The sequence below is a fragment of the Aeromonas intestinalis genome, from assembly GCF_054052485.1.
The window spans coordinates 24,219-44,107 of sequence record NZ_JBSTYK010000024.1 but is presented as its reverse complement, the minus strand read 5'-3'; the positions used below and the strand labels follow the sequence as shown (position 1 = coordinate 44,107).

Sequence of the window (19,889 nt, the reverse complement as noted above, 5' to 3'; positions counted from 1 at the left end):
TCAAGCCTTATTTTAAAAGGCTTTTCGAGGCACCGACCGGGGTTGTTTGCGTTGCCGCTTGCCCTGTCGATGGAGGCGCATTATAGGGAGCAGAATTCTGCTGGCAACCCCTTTACCACAATAAATCGTCAAAAATACGCATTTAGTTAGTTATTCATAATGAAGCACAGTTTTTATACAAACTTATCCACAGATAAGGGCGCAAATTGCTAGAATGGCCGAAAACAAGGAGGCCAAGATGGACTTGCGACTGAGATCTTACAAAGGAAAGCGCCCGCAACTGGGCAAACGGGTATATGTCGATCCCTTCGCCACCCTGGTGGGAGATATCACACTCGGCGACGATGCCAGCATCTGGCCCCTGGTAGCAGCCCGGGGGGACGTGAACCACATCCGCATAGGGGCCCGCAGCAATGTGCAGGATGGCACCGTGTTGCACCTCAGCCGAAAGAGTGCCAGCAACCCCAATGGTTATCCGCTGCTGATCGGCGAGGATGTCACCGTGGGCCACAAGGCCATGCTGCACGGCTGCACCATAGGGAACAGAGTCCTGGTCGGCATGGGCGCCATACTGCTAGACGGGGTCATCGTCGAAGATGATGTCATGATAGGGGCCGGCAGTCTGGTGCCGCCGGGCAAGCGCCTGGAATCCGGCTTCCTCTATATGGGCAACCCGGTCAAGCAGGCCCGCCCCCTCAAGCCTATCGAACTGGCCTTTCTGAAAACCTCGGCCGACAACTATGTGCTGCTCAAGGACGAGTATCTGCAAGAAGCAGAATGAGGAAGGGAAAGCTGAAAACAAGAAGCCCGGCAAGTGCCGGGCTTCTTCTATATACATTGCCGTCGTGAGCAGAGGATCAGTGGGCCTGATCCCAGTTGTCACCCACCCCGGCTTCCACCACCAGGGGCACATGCAGGTCAGCAGCGGCGGACATCTTCTCCTTGATGATGGCGACGTACTCCTCCAGCTTCTCCTCGCGGATCTCGAACACCAGTTCATCGTGCACCTGCATCAGCATATGGATGGAGCCATCGGTGATGCCCTGGATCCAGCCATCCACACCGATCATGGCACGCTTGATGATGTCGGCGGCCGTGCCCTGCATGGGGGCGTTGATCGCCGCCCGCTCGGCGCCCTTGCGCAGACCGGCGTTGCGGGACTTGATGTCCGGCAGGTAGAGGCGACGACCAAACAGGGTCTCGACGTAGCCCTGTGCTTCCGCTTGCTGGCGGGTGCGCTCCATGTAGTCGAGCACGCCCGGGTAGCGCTCGAAGTAGAGATCCATGTATTTCTGCGCCTCGGCACGGCCGATCCCCAGCTGCTTGGCGAGGCCGAAGGCGCTCATGCCATAGATGAGACCGAAGTTGATCGCCTTGGCGCTGCGGCGCATATCGGTGGTGACCGCATCCAGTGCGACGCCAAATACCTCGGCGGCGGTCGCCTTGTGGATGTCCTTGCCCTCGGCGAAGGCGGTCAGCAGCCCCTTGTCACCGGAGAGGTGAGCCATGATGCGCAGCTCGATCTGGGAGTAATCCGCCGCCACCAGCTTGTAGCCAGCACTCGGGATGAAGGCCTGCCGAATGCGCCGCCCTTGCTCGTTGCGCACCGGGATGTTCTGCAGGTTGGGATCGGTGGACGAGAGTCGGCCGGTTGCCGCCACCGCCTGGTGATAGGAGGTATGCACCCGCCCGGTCTGGGGCTTGATCATCAGCGGCAGCTTGTCGGTATAGGTGGATTTGAGCTTGGCGAGGCCGCGGTGCTCCATCAGCAGTTGCGGCAGCTCATAAGTCTCCGCCAGCTCGGCCAGCACCTCTTCCGCCGTGGAAGGGGCGCCCTTGGGGGTCTTCTTGATGATGGGGAGCCCCAGCTTGACGAACAGGATCTCGCCGAGTTGCTTGGGGGAAGAGAGGTTGAACTCCTGCCCCGCCAGTTCGTGAGCCTGGCGCTCCAGTTCCCCCAGTCGCACCTCTATCTCCTGGCTCTGCTGGTGCAGCAGCTTGGGATCTATGGTGGTCCCCATCAGCTCCATTCTCGCCAACACGGGCAGCAGGGGCAGTTCGATCTCGGTGAATACCTTGGCAAGTTCCGGCAGTTTGCTCAGGTTGCCCCACAGGGTCTGATGCAGACGCAGGGTGATGTCGGCATCTTCCGCCGCGTAGGGAGCCGCCTGCTCCAGTTCAATCTGGTTGAAGGTAAGCTGCTTGGCCCCCTTGCCGGCGATCTCCTCGAAGGAGATGGTCTCCACGCCGAGGTACTTGCTGGCCAGGGAATCCATGTCGTGACGGCTGGCGGTGGAGTTCAGCACATAGGACTCGAGCATGGTATCAAACGCGATACCCTGCAGATCGATACCGTGATTCTTCAGCACGTTGCGATCGTACTTGAGGTTCTGGCCAACCTTTAGCAGCGAAGGGTCTTCCAGCAGCGGCTTGAGCTTGCCGAGCACCAGCGCTTCACTCAGCTGAGCCGGCGCGCCCAGGTAATCGTGGCCGAACGGCACATAGGCCGCCTTGCCCGGTTCGATGGCGAACGACACGCCAACCACCCGCGCCTCCATGTAATCCAGACTGGTGGTCTCGGTGTCGAAGGCAAACAGCGGGGCGACCTTGAGGCGCGCCAGCCAATCATCGAACTCGGCTTCGTCCAGAATGCAGCGATAGTCGGTCTCGATGGTAGCAGCTGGGGCAGCCTCTTCATCCACCGCGTCCTGGCCAGCACTCGCACTGGCCCCCTCATCACCGGACTCCAGCTCCTTGATCAGGTTGCGCAGCTCGTATTCGCGGTAGACCGCCAGCAGGGACTCCTTGTCGATGGGGCCCAGTTGCAGTTGCTCCAGTTGCTGCTCCAGCTCGACGTCGGTCTTGATGGTCGCCAGCAGATAGGAGAGGCGCACCTGCTCCTCCTGCTCGCGGAACTTGTCCGCAAACGCCTTGGAACCGCGAAAGCCCAGTGCCGCCACCTTGTCCAGATTGGCGGCGATCTCGTCGATGCTGCCTATCCCCTGCAGCAGGGCCAGGGCCGTCTTCTCCCCTACCCCCGTCATGCCGGGAATGTTGTCCACCTTGTCTCCCATCAGGGCCAGGTAATCGATGATAAGCTCGGGCGGCACGCCGAACTTCTCGATCACCCCTTCCCGATCCGTGGTCACGTCCTTCATGGTGTCGATCAGGGTGACATGGTCGGAGACCAGCTGCGCCATGTCCTTGTCCCCCGTGCTGATGAGCACCGGCAGCTTCTTCTCGGTGGCCTGACGAGCCAGGGTACCGATCACGTCGTCCGCTTCGACCCCTTCCACCATCAGGAAGGGGAAGCCCATGGCCTTGATCATCTGGTGGATGGGGGCGACCTGGCTGCGCAGATCGTCCGGCATGCTGGCACGGGTCGCCTTGTACTCGGGGTAGATGTCGTCGCGGAAGGTCTTGCCCTTGGCGTCGAACACCACGGCCACGTGGCTATCGGGATATTGCTTGCGCAGGCTGCGCATCATGTTCGCCATCACCCGGACGGCGCCGCTTGGCAGCCCGGTCGATGTGCGCAGATCGGCCTGCTGGGAGGCGAAGAAGGCGCGATAGAGGTAAGAAGAGCCGTCGACCAGGATGAGGGGATTGCTAGAGGCCATGAAAATAGTCCTGCCAAGAATAAACAGTCGCTAGGATGCCACAGGGCCCGCGGCACACCAAGGGGCGTACAAGCATGCTTTCGGGTCGGGCGCGAGCACTTTTTCTGTGGATAACTCTGTGTTCAAAATTGCAGGGTTGCCGTTCCCACAGTGATAAAGCTGTGAAAAACAAAACAAAAACATAATAAAAACAATGAAATGCAATCACGCACCGAGAGCATCATTTCGTTAAGATGATCTCGATCAATGTGGAAAAAATTTCAAGGGGGTCAGTACGGCAGGATCCAAAACGAAACAATCCTAGCACAGCGGGATGACTTGACCAGCGAGAGGCAAGGGATAACCATACAAAAAACCAACAATCTACCCTGGCTCACATTTTCATCAATAAAGGAGTTCACCATGAAAAAAGTGGCAGTGATCTTGAGTGGCTGCGGCGTCTTCGACGGGAGCGAGATCCATGAGGCCGTCATCAGCCTGCTGGCGCTGGCCCGCCAGGGGGCCCAGGTCCAGTGCTTCGCGCCGAACATCCCCCAGTTGCATGTCATCAACCACCTGACCGGCGAGGTGAGCGAAGGGGAGAGCCGCAACGTGCTGATCGAGGCGGCCCGCATCTGCCGTGGGCAGATCAAGGACGTGGCCGAGCTGGATGCGGCGGACTATGACGCCCTGCTGGTACCGGGTGGCTTCGGCGCCGCCAAGAATCTGTGCGATCTCGCCATCCAGGGGGCGGACTGCCGGATCCAGCCGGACGTGCTCAAGGCCTGCCAGAGCTTCGCCAGGGCCCGCAAACCCGCAGCCTACATCTGCATAGCGCCGGCCATGATCCCGCTCATCTACGGTGCCGGCGCCCTGGCTACCATAGGCAATGACGCGGGCACCGCCGATGCCATCGAGGCCATGGGCGGCAAGCATCTCGCCTGCCCGGTCAGCGAGTTCGTGGTGGACGAGACCCACAGGGTAATCTCGACCCCCGCCTACATGCTGGCCCAGAACATAGTGGAGGCCGCCGATGGCATCGAGAAGACGGTCAAGCGGCTGCTGACCCTGTAACCGCTCACCCTGCGACAGTCTGTCATAAAACAAAAAGGCCGCTCATGAAGCGGCCTTTTTCGTGTTTGTCAGCAGAAACTGCCAGATTAGATGGCTTCGCCCATCTGATCCATCTTGCCCAGCAGGGCGCGCAGACGCTCTTGCCATGCAACGTGCTCGTTGCGCAGCTGATGGTTCTCGTCTTGCAGCTTGCTATTCTGCTCTTTCAGCTCGTCCAGCTCCATCTTCAGCAGGGAGATGTTGTCGACGGCGGATTGGACTTTGGATTCGAGTTGCTCAAGGACTTCTAGTGACATATGTGCATACCTGTTTGTTCAATTGCGATGCCCCGACGCGGGCGATTCAAGCGCGTGAGATGAGCATACCCCGATGCGCTCGACACAAACAAGACGGCGCGCCGGAAAATGCGCCCTCCATCCCCGTATTGCCTAAATATGCGTCTGTTTTTCTCGCAGGCAGCATGAACAGCGGGTCAGGATAAGGGAAGCAGCACAACAACGCGGTGAAACACGGGATCGGGCAGCGTCTCATCTCACCGCAATCCTCACCCATTCAGGGCGATGAAGCCCCCCATCAACAGGCAGGCGACCCCGTACATCAACAGGCCGTAGAGCAGGTTCCAGCGTAGCAGCAGACCGGCACTCAGGTTGTAGCGCGATGCCAGAGCCAGGTTGGATCCGGACAACGGGCTGGTGCCGGTGGCGAGCCCCCAGCCGAGCAGGAAGCACATGCCGAGCAGGCTGGGATCCGGCGAGAGGGGCCACAGCAGGGGCGCCACCCCGGAGATGCTGATGAGGGGGTGAACGCCGACGATGGCCACCAGGAAGATCAGCAGCAGGGTCAGGCTCGCCTCCAGCCAGCCGAAGTGATTGAACAGCGGCAGGCCGTGGCCACCCCCGAGATCCAGCACCGAGAGCGCGCTGTTGATCCCCGCCGCCAAGAGGCCCGCCCCGAGGAACAGCACCAGCTGGCCGCCGATGGCGGGGAAGCGCTCCACCACCTGGCGCTTGAGGGCGGCCCCGCGCCCGGCGCTTGGCATGAACAGCAGCGCCAGCAGGGGTGCCACCAGGGCGATCACCGCGAGTATGCTGAGGCTCGGCCAGAACTGGTGCACCAGCAACACCAGCAGCGCCAGGGTCACCGGCAGCCCGAGCGTCTGCAGCCGCAGCGGGTAACCGGCAAAGTCCGCCACCCCGAGTCGCTCCACCTGCCAGGCGGTCAGTCCCATGGCCAGCAGGGCAGCCAGGATACCGAATGGCAATATGCTGGCCAGTTTCAAACCGGGGGCATAGGTGAGCGCCACCGCCATGGCGACGAAGAAGGGGGACCAGAAGGCGGCGGCGCAGAAGATCCGGCTCAGCACCATCACCTGGCGCCGCTCCAGGGTACCGTTTTTCTCCAGCCGATCGCCGATGATGAAGAGCACCGAGAGGTTGATGACGGCACCGAGCAGATTGAGGCTCGCCATGGTGCTCCACAGCCCCTTTCGCCCGGACCAGGAGGTGGTGCCGGTCAGCAGGCCCGAGGTGGCGAGGTTGAGGGTGCTGACGGCGGCGAACATGGTGAGCATGTTGATGTTGGGAAGCAGCCAGTCCCCGGGACTGAGACTGGCCCCGCGCCACCAGGAGAACAGCAGCAGCAGGAGCGCCGCCCCATACAGGGCCAGGGCCTGACGCCGCGCGGCGCCCACCAGCCAGGGCCAGGTGAGCAGAGAGGCGGCCCAGGCGGCGATGGCGGCCGGCCAGGGGGAGAATCCCAGATAGAGGTGCAGCAGGTTGAGCAGCCACATCCCCAGGATCAGAAAACCTGACCAGCGCTTGACCATGCGTCCCTAGATGTTCTGATTCATGTCGAAGGAGGGTTTGTCACACTCCGGTCGGCCTACTATCTTGGCGGGGACGCCGGCGACCGTGGTATGAGGTGGCACGGGATTGATCACCACGCTGCCGGCTCCGATCTTGGCACCCACTCCCACCTCGATGTTGCCGAGCACCTTGGCCCCCGCCCCTATCATGACCCCTTCCCGGATCTTGGGGTGGCGATCGCCGCCCTCCTTGCCGGTTCCCCCCAGGGTCACGCTCTGCAGGATGGAGACGTCGTCCTCGATCACCGCCGTTTCGCCCACGACGATGCCGGTGGCGTGGTCAAACATGATCCCCTTGCCGATCCGTGCGGCCGGGTGTACGTCGACTCCGAACACCACGGAGATCTGGTTCTGCAAATACAGCGCGAGGGAGCGCCGCCCCTGGCGCCACAGCCAGTTGGCGACCCGGTAACCCTGCAGGGCGTGAAAGCCCTTGAGGTAGAGCAGCGGGGTGGAGAAGAGATCGACGGCGGGGTCGCGGTCCTGCACGGCGCAGATGTCCGCGGCCACCATGGCCAGCAGCTCGGGCTCGCTGCGCAGGGCCAGTTCGATCACCTCCCGCAGGGCGATGGCCGGCATGGTGGTGCTGTCGAGCTTGTTCGCCAGCTGGAAGCTGAGCGCCGAGCGCAGATCCCCGTGGTTGAGGATGGTGGAGTGGAAGAAGCTGGCCAGCATGGGCTCCTGAGTCGCCATGCACTGCGCTTCTTGCTGAATTTTTTGCCACGTTTGGGCAACCAGATCGTCCATGTTACAGCCTACTGTTGTTCAGGGTGAGAGCCTTTTTGTTCTTTTGTCAGCACCGAGATGGGGTCCATGTGAATGATCACATCCATCCGCTCAAATGACTGGCGCACGGCCAGCTCAGCCTCGTCGGCTATCTGATGAGCCTTGACCAGCGGCAGCTGATCATCCAGTTCCAGATGCAGTTGCGCGAAACGGGTCGGCCCGGATTGACGGGTACGCAGATCATGCACGCCATGTACCCCCTCAACGGCACAGCAGAGAGCCATTATTCTCGCTTGTTCCGCCTCTGGCAACTGACGATCGAGCAGGGCCTGCACCGATTCGTAGCCGATCTGGACTGCGCCCCACACCAGGAACAGGCCGATCAGGATGGCAAACAGGCCATCGGCCCAGAACCAGCCCTGCCCCGCCAGCACCAGGGCCAGCAAGACGCCGGCGTTGAGCAGCAGATCGGAGCGGTAATGCAGCATGTCGGCCTTGATGGCCACGCTGTTGGTGCGTGCCACCACCCAGCGCTGGAAGCTCACCAGCAGCAGGGTCAGCAGGATGGAGCCGCCGCTGACCCAGAGACCGGCCTCCAGCCGCTGCACCGGCACCTGATTGAGCAGTGAAGAGATGCCATGCATCATGAGCAGCAGGGCGGAGCCCGAGATGAAGGCCGACTGGATGAGGCCCGCCAGGGACTCCGCCTTGCCGTGGCCGAAGCGGTGCTCGTCATCCGCCGGCACCAGGGCATAGCGAATGGCGAACAGGTTGATGAGGGAGGCACTGACGTCCATGAAGGAGTCGGTGAGGGACGCCAGCAGGCTGGACGAGTCCGTCATCAGCCAGGCAACCAGCTTGCCGACGATCAGCAGGGTGGCGACGGTGACCGCCGCCATGCTGGCCAGGGTGACCCAGCGAGAATATTGTTGATGGCTCAAAACCGGCTTTCCTCTGGCGTGTAAAACCCTATTATACCCTGACACGAACGCCTGTTTGACGTTCAAAATCAACGGAGTGACTCCAGATGAACAAAATACTCCTGGTCGACGACGATCTCGAACTGACCCAGCTGCTGACCGAAATCCTGACCCTGGAAGGGTTCGAGGTGACGGTGGCCGAGGACGGCGAAGAGGGGCTGCAGCGGCTGGCGGAGCAGCGGTTCGATCTGGTGTTGCTGGATGTGATGATGCCGAGGCTCAACGGCTTCGCCATGCTGACCCGACTGCGCAAGCGTTATGAGACCCCGGTGCTGATGCTGACCGCCCGGGGAGACAGCCAGGACAGGGTCAACGGGCTGGAGGCCGGCGCCGACGACTACCTGGCCAAGCCGTTCGACGACCGGGAACTGCTGGCCCGGGTGCGGGCCATCCTGCGCCGCACCCAGAGCCCCCAGCCCCAGCGCGGCGCCCCGGACGAGCTGAGATTCATGGATCTGGTGCTGCAACCCGGCCTGCAGCAGGCCCGCTGCAATGACGAACTGCTGGAGCTCACCGCCACCGAGTTCGGCCTGCTGGAGTGTCTGCTGCGCAGCCCCGGCCAGATCGTCAGCAAGAATCTGCTGTCCGAACAAGTGCTTGGCAAGAAGCTCGAACCCTTCGATCGGGCCATCGACATGCACCTGAGCAACCTGCGCAAGAAGCTGCCGGAGCGGGCCGATGGCCAGCCCCGCTTCAAGACGGTGCGCGGGCGAGGCTACCTCTGGCTGGAGCAGGCATGACCACTCACCGCCCCTTTGGCGGACTCTCCACCCAGATTTTTCTCTGGTTCTGGTTCATGCTGCTGCTGGTTGTCGCTGCGGTAGTCATATTGCCCACCCTGGACCCGCGCAACATCATCCCCCTGCCCGAACACGAAGTGACCCGGATGAACAACAACCTGCGGGCACTGCAGGCGGGGGCGCCCCCCGAGCAGGATTTCGTGCTGATGCAGGCCATCGACGCCGCGGGGCTGCTGCCGGTGGACAACGTCTATCTGCGCGATGCCAGTGGCCAGATGCAGTCAACCGCCCAGCTCAGCAAGTTTGTCATCCGCTTCATGCTGGAATCGGACGACCCGGCCAAGCCCATGCTCGGCAGCGAACACGACAGGGCCATCGCCGGCCCCTTCCTGATGCACCATCACGGCCAGGACTATCACGTCTACTTCGGCCTCAACGTGGAAAACTCCTACCTCTTCTTGTTCATCCAGATCCTGGATCACCCCATCCAGATCCTCGGCATCGCCATGCTGGTCAGCACGCCGCTCTGCCTGCTGCTGGCCTGGCGGCTGACCCGCCCCCTGCTGCAGTTGCAGCAGTCCGTCTCCCAGCTGGCGGAGGGCAAGCTGGAGACCCGGATCCCCAACCTGGGGCGCCAGGACGAGATCGGCCAGCTGGCGGATCATGTCAGTCACATGGTGGATACCCTCAAGCGCATGATCCAGAAGCAGAAACAGCTGCTCTCCGACATCTCCCACGAGCTGCGCAGCCCCCTCACCCGCATCCAGCTCGCTCAGGCGCTGATCCGCCGCAAACAGGGTGACAGCAGCGAGCTGGCCAGGATCGAGGCGGAGATCGCCCGGCTCGACAAGCTGATCGGCGATCTGCTGGATCTCTCCCGGGTGCAGCAACACGTTGAGGCTCCGGTGGAGCTGCCGCTGGCGGATCTGCTGGAGCCCATCCTGGATGACGCCATGTTCGAGGCCAACCAGAACGGCAAGCAGCTAAGGCTGCCGCCCCTGCCGGAGGAGTCCATCCGGATGTGGCCAGAGCTGCTGGGCCGGGCACTGGAGAATCCCCTGCGCAACGCCCTCAAATATGCGCGGGAGTTCATCAAGGTGGACTGGTATCGGGAAGGTCGGGAGTGGGTGATGACCATTCGCGACGATGGTCCCGGGGTGCCGGTGGAGCAGCAGGATCAGCTGTTCCTGCCCTTCTTCCGGGTCGATGACGCCCGCAACGCCAAGACCGGCGGCACCGGGCTCGGGCTCGCCATCGCCGCCGAAGCCATCGCGCGGCACGGCGGCACCATCCGGGCCGGCACCAACCACCCGAACGGCCTGGTCATCACCATCCGCCTGCCCATGGCGTGACAATCCCTTTTCATCACGGCGGGCGCTGGGTATGCTGGCGCCCCTTATCGCCTCCCTCAGGATCCCGTCATGCTCGACATCGTGCTCTACCAGCCGGAAATCCCGCCCAATACCGGCAACATCATCCGTCTCTGTGCCAATACCGGCTACCGGTTGCACCTGATAGAGCCGCTGGGATTCGAGTGGGATGACAAGCGGGTGAAACGGGCGGGGCTCGACTATCACGAATTTGCCGAGGTGAAGCGCTGGCCGAGCTATGAGGCGTTTCTGGCGGCGGTCGCACCGACCCGGGTCTTCGCCTGTACCACCAAGGGGCGCACCGCCCACTCGGCGGTTCGGTTCGCCCTGGGGGACGCCCTGCTGTTCGGCCCCGAGAGCCGCGGCCTGCCCGCGGAGATCATCGAGAGCCTGCCGTTCGAGCAACGCCTGCGCATCCCCATGCTGCCCCAGAGCCGCAGCATGAACCTGGCCAACGCGGTATCCGTGTTCGTCTACGAGAGCTGGCGCCAGTTCGATTATCAGGGCGCGCTCTGAGTCGCTGCCTGCGGGCGCCGTCCCTCAGACCCGGCGCCCGGTCAATCCATCCGTTTGCCGACTAGGCTGATTGCACCGGCCGGACCTGCTCCAGCAAGCGGCCATCGCGCTCCAGCCGCCAGCACAGCCAGCCAAGGGTCAACCCCCGCCCCGTCATCAGCGCCGCCATGGCGGCCCACAAGGCCGCCACACCCCAGTCCTGGCACAGCCACCAGATGGGGAAGAAACCGGCAAACACCGCCACCAGCATGCTGTTTCGCATCTCCCGCGCCCGGGTCGCCCCGATGAAGACCCCGTCCAGCAGATAACACCAGACCGCCAGCAGCGGCATGACCACCAGCCAGGGCAGTTGGCGGTTTGCCTCGGCGATCACCGCCGGAATGTCGGTGATATGGGCGATGAGCTGTCCGCCCCCCAGGGCAAACGCCAGGGTGAAGCCCAGGGCGATCAGCCCGGCCCAACCCAGGTTGAGGGCGATGGCCTCTCGCAGCGCCTGCCGATCCCGCCGCCCGATGGCACGCCCCACCATGGCCTCCACCGCGTAGGCAAAACCATCCAGCCCGTAGGAGATGAGCATCAGGAAGTTGAGCAGCACCGCGTTGGCCGCCACCGCCACGTCCCCGAGCCGCGCCCCCTGCAGGGTCATGAAGGCGAAGCAGAGCTGCAGGCAGAGTGAACGGATGAAGATGTCCCGGTTCAGGCCGAGCAGGCGCCGCAGGGCGGGCCACTGACGCCAGCGTTGCCAGGCCCCGCGCCAGGTCTCTGTCGGCAGGTGGCGCAACCGACGGCTCACCAGCCAGAGCCCCAGCACCAGGGCGCCGTAATCGGCCAGCAGGGAGGCCGCCGCCACCCCTTTCACCTGCCAGCCCAGCCCCAGCACGAAGCCGGCATCCAGCACCATGTTGACCAGGTTGCTGAAGATGAGCAGCAGCATGGGGCTGCGGGCATCCTGCATGCCCAGCAGCCAGCCCATGATGACCAGGTTGCACAGGGCCGCCGGGGCGCTCCAGATCCGGATCGATACATATTCTCCGGCATGGAACTGCACCTCGGGCGAGCCACCACTCAGCGCGATGAGCGCCGGCAAAAAGGGCAGCAACAGCAACAGGAGCGCGGCACCGAGGGCGACCGCCAACCCCAGCGCCCGCGCCAGGGTATCCAGCTGCCCCTCGGCACTGCCTGCCCCCTGAGCCTGGGCAGTCAAGCCCGTGGTGGACATGCGCAGGAAGCCCAGCAGCCAGAACAGCAGGTTGATGAGAGTGGCACCGACCGAGACGCCACCGAGGAACCAGGCCTGGCCGAGGTGACCGATCACCCAGGTGTCCACCAGTCCCAGCAGCGGGGTGGTGACGTTGGAGAACACCATGGGCAGGGCCAGGGCAAAGACGGCGCGATGACGCCCGGGGTCACGAAGCCAGGGCGGGATCAGCATGCACAACCTCCGGCGGCAGGCATCACTCGCCGGCCAGTCGCACGATCCGGGTGAAATCGGACACCATGGTCGCCATCGACACATGGGGCACCTGGCCCTCCTGTGCCTGGGGGCGGAACACGGCCACCAGCTTGCCCGCCGGGCTTATCAGCACGATGGAGGCAGAGTGGTCGATCAGGTAGTCCTTGCTGTCGTGCTCCACGATGGAGTAGACGAGGCCCAGGTTGCGCACGAAGGGGAACAGATGATCGTGCTGCGCCGTCACCGCCTTGAACTCGGGCTGGAAGAAATCGACATACCCCTTGAGGCGGGCGCTGTCGTCCCGCTTGGGATCCGCCGAGACGAAGACCACCTGACTGCGCGGTGCTATCTGCTTCAACTCCGGATAGACGGCGCGCAGATCCGCCAGGGTGGTCGGGCAGATGTCCGGGCAATAGGTGTAGCCGAGAAACAGGAAGGTCCAGTGGCCATGCAGATTGGCCTCGGTGAAGGGTTCCCCATCCTCATCCACCAGGGTGAAGGGATTGATGTCCCGCCCCGCCGGATAGTAATTGGCCTGCTCCGGCTGGAGGGGCCGACTCCAGTAATAAATGACCATGATGCTAACGACCAGCAGCATGAACATCAGGGGATAACGGGGTTTCACCATATAAAATTTGCCTTGCCAGGGAGTTCAGCCAGGGGATCGGACCAAATCGAGGGTCATTGTAACCTGCCAGCCCCTGTCGCTGGCTACCCCAAGGTCTGAATAGGGGGTAGGACCCCATCCCGCTGGCGCGGTCACCAGGCCGTCCATCCCCACGCTTTGCCTCGGGCTTGCCCGAAAAACAGAAGCCCCACACAAGGTGGGGCCTGGAGCAAACGGGTGGTGATCACTCAGGGGCGCCACCGCTGCCGAACCTGGGGACGCCTGATGACGGCATGCAACGGGACGACAGGAGCTGTCCAGGGGGCATCCGGCAAGCCGATGTCGTGATGGCGACGAAACAGGCGCACCAGGCGGACTATCTTGTCCTTGGGGCACCCCAACCAGATGGTCCAGCCACTCCCCTTGTGATACACCCAGAGCGCGTAGAACCACGTCATCCGGCTGCCCTTGATGAAGCGGGTGATGGAAGATGCGGGGGCCGTCTCCGGACCCGGATCCCATGGTGAGCTTGAAGCCATACCTGTCCTCCTTGCGCAACAGGCTACGTCGAGCCGCCCCCTTGCCAGCGGCAAGCTGATGCAGGACCACGTACTGACGCTGTGGGTCGCTTCGAGACATGGACACTGACCACATCCGGGCGACTCTCCCTTCTATCCCGTGCCGCCCCAGCAGCATCGGCGTTGCATCCCTGCGGCCTTATCCCGGCCAGCTCAGGCAATCCTTCGGGGGATGGCGACCCCCTGAACCGCCAGCGCGAGGCGGACATACCCAAGGATATATCTGAAATGCCGACCCGGTGGCGACGGCGTGGTTTGAAGGCAACAAAAATGGCGAAGGTGGCGACAGATGCGGGGGAGACAGAAACGACGCGGCCTCCCGCAGGAGGCCGTCTGATGGCTGCCGAGATTACATCCAGTCGGCGTTGCGGATGACGCCGACCGCCAATCCCTCGATGGTGAGGTGCTGGCTGGCGAGATCCACCGAGATGGGGGAGAGCTCTTCGTTCTCCGGCAGCAGCCACACCTGGCTGCCCTTGCGCTGGAAGCGCTTGACGGTGACATCCTCATCGAGGCGGGCCACCACCACCTGGCCGTTGCGCACGTCCTGGGTCTTGTGCACCGCCAGCAGATCCCCGTCCATGATGCCGATGTTCTTCATGCTCATGCCCTGCACCCGCAGCAGGAAGTCTGCCCGTGGGTGGAACAGGGCGGGATCCACCTGATAGTGGCTCTCGATGTGCTCCTGGGCCAGGATGGGTTCGCCGGCGGCCACCTTGCCGATGAGGGGCAGACCACTCTCTTCCGGCGCCTCTTCCTCTTCGAGCAGCAGGCGGATGCCGCGAGAGGTGCCGGGCATGATCTCGATGACCCCTTTCTTGGCCAGGGCCTTCAAATGTTCCTCGGCCGCATTGGCCGACTTGAAACCAAGCTTCTGGGCAATCTCGGCACGAGTCGGCGGCATGCCGGTCTCGTTCATGTTCGCCTTGATAAGCTCCAGCACTTCAGCCTGGCGGGGAGTAAGGGGTTTCATAACATGGGCACCTGTCTTTTTATACAGCACACTGGCAGTATATACAGTGCTGGGGCCAAGGCAAGGCGTAGCTGATATTTGTCCCGTCTTCGTCGCACTTATTGCGGCAAATGACCCATTCTTGATCCTGTGCGCCACTCATCCTACCTCTCGGCGACAAGCCAGCGGTGATTTGTTATGCTCACGCCGCATTTTTTTGGAGAGCAGACACCCATGTCCATCGGACAGAACATTTCCAGAGCCATTCTGCAATGGCCGGTCAGCGGCTTGGTCAATCACAAGAGCCTGCCGGAAAACCCCATTACGGAACTGGACCTGGACCCGGCCAGACCCATTGTCTATGCCCTGAAAACCAGCTCGATCACCGACCTCTTGACCCTGCAGCAGTGCTGCGAGGATCTCGGTCTTCCCGGTCCCTTCACCCCGCTGGAACTGAACGGTCAGCTGCTGCCGCGCTATGTCTGTCTGGATCGCCCGCCTCCCCTGTTTGGCAAGCGCACCAAACCGCTGCCCTTCTTGCAAGAATTTCACCAGCTGCTGGATCTGCACAAGCAGGATCCGGCGCTGGACATCCAGGTCGTTCCCGTCACCCTGTTCTGGGGCCGCGGTCCGGGCCGGGAAGGGGAAGAGGCCTCCGGCTGGAACATCATCAGCAGCCTGGCACCGAACCGCCTCAAGAAGGCGCTGATTGTGATCCTCAAGGGCCGCGAGAACCTGGTGCGCTTCTCTCCGCCCCTCTCCCTGCGCTACATGGCGGACAAACACGGCACCGACGAGGCCATCGCCCACAAGCTGGCACGTGTGGCGCGTACCCACTTCAGCCGCCAGCAGCTCGCCGCCACCGGCCCCAAGCTGCCGAACCGCAACCTGCTGTTCAAGCAGTTGCTGGACTCCAGCGTGATCCAGCAGGCGATCGAGGAAGAGGCCGAGCGTGAGGGCATCAGCCTGGAAAAGGCGCAGAAACGCGCCCATGGCTACATGGACGAGATCGCCTCCGACTTCTCCTACCGGCTGATCCGCCTCGGCGAGAGCTTCCTCGGCTGGCTCTGGAACAAGCTCTACCGCGGCCTCTCGGTCAACGGCGCCGAACGGGTACGCCAGTTGGCCCAGGAGGGACACGAGATCGTCTACGTCCCCTGCCATCGCAGTCACATGGACTACCTGCTGCTCTCCTACGTCATCTACCACCAGGGCATGGTGCCGCCCCACATCGCGGCGGGCATCAACCTGAATTTCTGGCCGGCGGGCCCCATCTTCCGCCACGGCGGCGCCTTCTTCATCCGCCGCACCTTCAAGGGCAACCCCCTCTACAGCACCGTATTCCGTGAATACCTGAACCTGCTGTTCGCCAAGGGCTACTCGGTGGAGTTCTTCACCGAAGGGGGGCGCTCACGCACCGGTCGCCTGCTGCCCCCCAAGACCGGCATGCTGGCCATGACCCTGCAGGCCATGATGCGCGGGCTGGACAGGCCGGTGACCCTGGTCCCCGTCTATCTGGGCTACGAGCACGTGATGGAGGTGAACACCTATCACAACGAGCTCAAGGGCAGCCGCAAGGAAAAGGAGAGCTTCCTGCAGGTGCTCGGCATCCTGCGCAAGCTGCGCAACTACGGCCGCGGTTTCGTCAACTTCGGCGAACCGCTGACCCTCAACAGCTATCTCGGTGAGCATGTTCCGAACTGGAAGGAGAGCATCGGCAAGGAAGAGCGCCCGGAATGGATGGCCCCCACCGTCAACCAGCTGGCCGAGCTTCTGATGACCCGCATCAACGACGCCGCCGCCGTCAACGGCCTGACCCTGAGCGCCCTGGCCCTGCTGGCCGCCGAACGCCACGCCCTGACCCGGGACGAGCTGCAGGCCCAGATCAACACCTATCTGGACCTGCTCAAGCAGGTGCCCTACAGCCCCCAGAGCACCATGCCGGACGAGGATGCCAAGACCCTGCTGGATCAGGCGATGGAGCTCAACAAGTTCGAGGTGAGCGAGGACAAGCTCGGCCAGATAGTCAGCCTGGATCGCTATCAGGCCATCCTGCTGACCTACTATCGCAACAACATACTGCACCTGTTCGCCCTGCCTTCCCTGGTGGCGGCCTTGATCGAACGCTGCGAGGGCATAAGCCGCAGCGAGATCGTCGCCCGCTGCATCGACATCTATCCGCTGCTCAAGACGGAGCTGTTCCTGCGCTATGGCGAGGAGGAGCTGCCGGCACTGGTGGACGCCCTGCTGGCCGAGCTGCAACGCCAGCAACTGATCGAGCTGCGCGAGGGCGGCTACTGGGTCAACCCGGTCAACCAGATGCGATTGCTGCTGCTGGCAGAGAGCATTCAGGAGACGCTGCAACGCTACGCCATCGTGCTGACCCGCTTGCTGGCCCAGCCCCGCATCGAAGCGGAGCAGCTGGAAGCGGACGGCCTGATGATGGCGGAGCGTCTCGGTACCCTGCATGGCATCAACGCCCCCGAGTTCTTCGACCAGAAACTGTTCAGCACTCTGATCCACTCCCTGCGCCAGGAAGGCTATCTGGATACCGGCAGCAAGCCGGATCTGGGCCGCTTCCAGGCCCTGGCCGACAACATAGTGCCGCTGCTCAGCACCCGGATCCGCCGCACCATAGAGGCGGGCAACCGCACCTGATGCCCTGACGAGGCGTCGGGGGAGATAAAAAAAGGCCGCATCAGATGCGGCCTTTTTCATGGGGTCAGCCCCTGGTGCATGAGCCTGCCTAGAGGTAGTGAACCACGACCCCGAGCAGCACCAGAGCCCCCACATAGTTGTTGTTGAGGAAAGCCTGGAAGCAGGCTTCACGCTGGCGCGCCCGGATCAGCCACTGCTGATAGACGAACAGCGCCGCCGCCCCCAGCAGGCCCCAGTAGTAGCTGGCGCCCATCGCCATCAGCTCCCCCACCAGCAGCAGCACCAGCAGGGTCGCCAGTTGCAGCATGCCGATGATCCGCTTGTCATGGCGGCCAAACAGGATGGCGCTCGATTTCAGCCCCAGCTTGAGATCGTCGTCCCGGTCCACCATGGCGTACTGGGTGTCATAGGCGATGGTCCACAGCAGGTTTGCGAGAAACAGCAGCCAGGCCACGGGGGGCAGCGCGTTGGCCTCCGCCGCATAGGCCATGGGGATGGACCAGGAGAACGCCATGCCCAGCACCAGCTGGGGGATGGGGATGAAACGCTTCATGAAGGGGTAGCAGACGGCCAGCAGCAAGCCGGCGAACGACAGCCCTATGGTGAGCGGGTTCAGGGTCAGCACCAGGCCGAACGAGAGCAGCGCCAGCACGGCAAACAGGGCCAGCACCTCCCGCGGGGCCACCTTGCCCATGGGCAGGGGGCGACCGGCCGTGCGCTTCACATGGCCGTCAAAGTTGCGATCCGCATAATCATTGATGACGCAGCCAGCCGAGCGCATCAGGAAAACGCCCACCACGAACACCAGCAGGATCCACAGACTCGGCACGCCGCCGGCCGCCAGCCAGAGTGCCCACAGGGTGGGCCAGAGCAGCAGCAGGGTACCGATGGGTTTGTCGATGCGGGCCAACTGCACATAGGCCAGCCCCCGCTCCTTGGTTAACAGCTTCACTCCGGCTCCTTAGGCAATGACGGCGAATGGGACAACAACGAGGGCAGGAAGAGTTCGTGGACCAGCAAGGGCCACGGCCCCAGATAGAGACGGGAACGGCGACCCCAGACGATGGCGGCCGGGCAGCAAGGATTGGCTGCTATCTCAAAGCGAGCTAGTAGCAGATTGTCTCGCTGGGTTGGCTCTGAACCGAAGATACGTTCACCCAATGGCTGTTCACCGAGATCCTGCAAACCACTGCCCTGCAAGGCCGCCTCGGCAAACAGGGTCCAGCCCAGGACGGCGGGCCCGCCATCCCCATGCAGGATCACTTCGCGGCACAGGCCCTGGGGACAGTCGGCGGCGACCAGCGCCTGTTCGTCGGCCGCGAGCGGCACGCTGCGATTGGCCAGCAGTTGCACCGACAGCCGACGATGATGGCGACGCAGTCGCCGGGTCATGGAGTCGGCCTCCAGCAGCCAGGGGCGCAGTGCCTCGGGGGGCTCACAGTGCTCGGGGACCCGCCAGGGATCGAGCTGGATGAGGGGAACAGTCGGCTCGGACTTCACAGCTTCACCATCCGGAGGTTTCCGTTATCAGGTTAAAATCCGGTTTATTATCCGTAAATCAATGGCGAAATGTAAGAACATCCGTGCTTGACGGCCCCGATGACAGCATCAAAAATGGGGCATCCATCGTTGCCGAGCCATTCAGATGAAGATGATCCAGGTCCTGTTGATGTTATTGCTGAGTGTTACCGCGCTGACCGCCTCCGCCTCCGAGGAGGCTGGCGATGCCGCCTCTGCGGCCGTCAAACCCGGCTTTGCCTACCACGCGCTGGATCCGGACATCATCACCAACTACCTGGGCGAGGGCAAAACCCTGGGCTATGTGCGGGTGACGGTGGAGCTGATGGCCGAAAACGAGGCGGATCTCAAACTGCTGGAGCAACATGACCCGCTGATCCGCGACGCTATCATCCGCCTGATTGGCAGCAAGACAGGCACCCAGATCAAATCCCTGGCGAGCCGGGAAGAGCTGCGCAAGGAGTGCCAGGACAAGGTCAACGAGCTGCTGGTAAAAGAGAGCGGCAAGAAGGCGGTGCGCGAGCTCATCTTCACCAAGTACCTGTATCAATAAGCCCTGGGTGACGCAGTGCTGACCCAGCCCCCCATCCGTCCTTTTTTTGTTGTCGAGGAATGAAGCGCCATGGGCCACAAGACGCTGTGTGAATGGCGCCGCCACGAGATCCCGTTCGAACTCAAGGCCTTGCGCAAGATAGTGCGCAAGCCGAAGTTCGTGTGCGGCAAGTGCGCCCGCAGCGCCAATGACAAGCAGTACCTGTGTCAGCCGCTGCGCCTGAAAGAGAAGGGGGACTGACCCCCTTCATCCCGAGGCCCCCGATCCCAGGGCCATCTCAGTGAACCTCCGGTCAGACTTATTGATCGGTCCAGCCCTGACGCCCCTGCTCAAACAAGCGACGAGCCTGCACATCGTTCGGGCAGACGCCGCGATACTCCTCCCCCGCACGACCGGCCAGGTAGAGGTGCTCCGGACGGCAGTACCAGGCCAGCCCCTTCTGGCGACCTTGCTGCCACATGGCCACATCGACCTTGTCTCCGCATTGGGTCTGGTGGAATTCGACCCGATCGGCGGCGAATCCGAGCTTGCCGTCGGCTTCACCGACATCGGCCCAGACTTTCTCGCACGGGTCGTCCGAGTTGGAAACGCAGCCCCCAAGCAGGGCGGCAAACAGCATGATGACGAGTGAGCGCATAATCATCCTTGAGCGTCGGGTGAGTGGTGACAGGGCTCGCTGGCGTGACGACATGTCGTCGGCT

Annotated in this window: 20 protein-coding genes; 8 read left to right on the top strand and 12 right to left on the bottom strand. The window is 62.8% G+C overall.

The window, feature by feature from the left end; genetic code table 11:
* Positions 1–238: 238 nt before the first annotated feature.
* On the top strand, positions 239–781 hold the full coding sequence (locus ACW5W7_RS20650) for a gamma carbonic anhydrase family protein (RefSeq protein WP_456502915.1): 543 nt from the start codon (positions 239–241) through the stop codon (positions 779–781).
* 76 nt (positions 782–857) lie between these two features.
* Here the strand turns inward: ACW5W7_RS20650 and polA are convergent, their stop codons facing one another.
* Positions 858–3,620, bottom strand: coding sequence for a DNA polymerase I (gene polA / locus ACW5W7_RS20645; RefSeq protein WP_456502914.1), 2,763 nt, complete (start codon positions 3,618–3,620; stop codon positions 858–860).
* Positions 3,621–4,022: 402 nt separating this feature from the next.
* Between polA and elbB the strand changes: the two genes are divergently transcribed.
* Complete coding sequence (gene elbB, locus ACW5W7_RS20640; RefSeq protein ID WP_349920351.1) at positions 4,023–4,673, top strand: isoprenoid biosynthesis glyoxalase ElbB; 651 nt, start codon at positions 4,023–4,025, stop codon at positions 4,671–4,673.
* A gap of 86 nt (positions 4,674–4,759) precedes the next feature.
* On the opposite strand, the gene ACW5W7_RS20635 is transcribed toward elbB, so the two are convergent.
* The 4 genes from ACW5W7_RS20635 to fieF all read right to left on the bottom strand — a co-directional run bounded on the left by ACW5W7_RS20635 (position 4,760) and on the right by fieF (position 8,204).
* A complete protein-coding gene (locus tag ACW5W7_RS20635) occupies positions 4,760–4,969 on the bottom strand; it encodes a cell division protein ZapB (protein ID WP_349920353.1) in 210 nt (69 codons plus the stop codon).
* A gap of 248 nt (positions 4,970–5,217) precedes the next feature.
* Positions 5,218–6,498, bottom strand: coding sequence for a hypothetical protein (locus tag ACW5W7_RS20630; protein ID WP_456502913.1), 1,281 nt, complete (start codon positions 6,496–6,498; stop codon positions 5,218–5,220).
* A 6-nt stretch (positions 6,499–6,504) separates the two neighbouring features.
* A complete protein-coding gene (gene cysE / locus ACW5W7_RS20625) occupies positions 6,505–7,284 on the bottom strand; it encodes a serine O-acetyltransferase (RefSeq protein WP_456502912.1) in 780 nt (259 codons plus the stop codon).
* 8 nt (positions 7,285–7,292) lie between these two features.
* On the bottom strand, positions 7,293–8,204 hold the full coding sequence (fieF, locus tag ACW5W7_RS20620) for a cation efflux pump FieF (RefSeq protein WP_456502911.1): 912 nt from the start codon (positions 8,202–8,204) through the stop codon (positions 7,293–7,295).
* An 86-nt stretch (positions 8,205–8,290) separates the two neighbouring features.
* On the opposite strand from fieF, the gene ACW5W7_RS20615 reads away from it, so the two are divergent.
* The 3 genes from ACW5W7_RS20615 (at position 8,291) to trmL (ending at position 10,869) form a co-directional block, all read left to right on the top strand.
* Positions 8,291–8,983, top strand: coding sequence for a response regulator (locus tag ACW5W7_RS20615; protein WP_434664763.1), 693 nt, complete (start codon positions 8,291–8,293; stop codon positions 8,981–8,983).
* A complete protein-coding gene (locus tag ACW5W7_RS20610; RefSeq protein ID WP_456502910.1) occupies positions 8,980–10,335 on the top strand; it encodes an ATP-binding protein in 1,356 nt (451 codons plus the stop codon). The genes ACW5W7_RS20615 and ACW5W7_RS20610 overlap by 4 nt, the downstream gene beginning before the upstream one ends.
* 69 nt (positions 10,336–10,404) lie before the next feature.
* The gene (gene trmL, locus ACW5W7_RS20605; RefSeq protein ID WP_438551083.1) at positions 10,405–10,869 is read left to right on the top strand and encodes a tRNA (uridine(34)/cytosine(34)/5-carboxymethylaminomethyluridine(34)-2'-O)-methyltransferase TrmL; all 465 of its coding nucleotides are present in this window, start codon (positions 10,405–10,407) and stop codon (positions 10,867–10,869) included.
* A 61-nt stretch (positions 10,870–10,930) separates the two neighbouring features.
* Here the strand turns inward: trmL and dinF are convergent, their stop codons facing one another.
* From dinF to lexA, 4 genes are all read right to left on the bottom strand, one after another.
* Complete coding sequence (dinF, locus tag ACW5W7_RS20600) at positions 10,931–12,301, bottom strand: MATE family efflux transporter DinF (RefSeq protein WP_456502909.1); 1,371 nt, start codon at positions 12,299–12,301, stop codon at positions 10,931–10,933.
* A gap of 22 nt (positions 12,302–12,323) precedes the next feature.
* Positions 12,324–12,950 (bottom strand): SCO family protein, encoded by a 627-nt coding sequence (locus ACW5W7_RS20595; RefSeq protein ID WP_349920369.1) that lies wholly within the window; start codon positions 12,948–12,950, stop codon positions 12,324–12,326.
* A 227-nt stretch (positions 12,951–13,177) separates the two neighbouring features.
* Positions 13,178–13,468: a hypothetical protein gene (locus ACW5W7_RS20590; protein ID WP_349920371.1), complete on the bottom strand. Its 291-nt coding sequence runs from the start codon at positions 13,466–13,468 to the stop codon at positions 13,178–13,180.
* A 388-nt stretch (positions 13,469–13,856) separates the two neighbouring features.
* A complete protein-coding gene (gene lexA / locus ACW5W7_RS20585; protein WP_349920373.1) occupies positions 13,857–14,480 on the bottom strand; it encodes a transcriptional repressor LexA in 624 nt (207 codons plus the stop codon).
* Positions 14,481–14,693: 213 nt separating this feature from the next.
* Between lexA and plsB the strand changes: the two genes are divergently transcribed.
* Complete coding sequence (gene plsB / locus ACW5W7_RS20580) at positions 14,694–17,117, top strand: glycerol-3-phosphate 1-O-acyltransferase PlsB (protein WP_456502908.1); 2,424 nt, start codon at positions 14,694–14,696, stop codon at positions 17,115–17,117.
* 88 nt (positions 17,118–17,205) lie between these two features.
* On the opposite strand, the gene ubiA is transcribed toward plsB, so the two are convergent.
* On the bottom strand, positions 17,206–18,069 hold the full coding sequence (gene ubiA / locus ACW5W7_RS20575; RefSeq protein ID WP_349920377.1) for a 4-hydroxybenzoate octaprenyltransferase: 864 nt from the start codon (positions 18,067–18,069) through the stop codon (positions 17,206–17,208).
* On the bottom strand, positions 18,066–18,617 hold the full coding sequence (locus ACW5W7_RS20570; RefSeq protein WP_349920379.1) for a chorismate--pyruvate lyase family protein: 552 nt from the start codon (positions 18,615–18,617) through the stop codon (positions 18,066–18,068). Before ACW5W7_RS20570 ends, ubiA begins: the two co-directional genes overlap by 4 nt.
* A 145-nt stretch (positions 18,618–18,762) precedes the next feature.
* Between ACW5W7_RS20570 and ACW5W7_RS20565 the strand changes: the two genes are divergently transcribed.
* On the top strand, positions 18,763–19,188 hold the full coding sequence (locus tag ACW5W7_RS20565; RefSeq protein ID WP_349920381.1) for a flagellar basal body-associated protein FliL: 426 nt from the start codon (positions 18,763–18,765) through the stop codon (positions 19,186–19,188).
* A gap of 69 nt (positions 19,189–19,257) precedes the next feature.
* On the top strand, positions 19,258–19,428 hold the full coding sequence (locus ACW5W7_RS20560) for a hypothetical protein (protein WP_434664774.1): 171 nt from the start codon (positions 19,258–19,260) through the stop codon (positions 19,426–19,428).
* Positions 19,429–19,486: 58 nt separating this feature from the next.
* On the opposite strand, the gene ACW5W7_RS20555 is transcribed toward ACW5W7_RS20560, so the two are convergent.
* The gene (locus ACW5W7_RS20555; RefSeq protein ID WP_456502907.1) at positions 19,487–19,831 is read right to left on the bottom strand and encodes a DUF2799 domain-containing protein; all 345 of its coding nucleotides are present in this window, start codon (positions 19,829–19,831) and stop codon (positions 19,487–19,489) included.
* Positions 19,832–19,889: the final 58 nt, after the last annotated feature.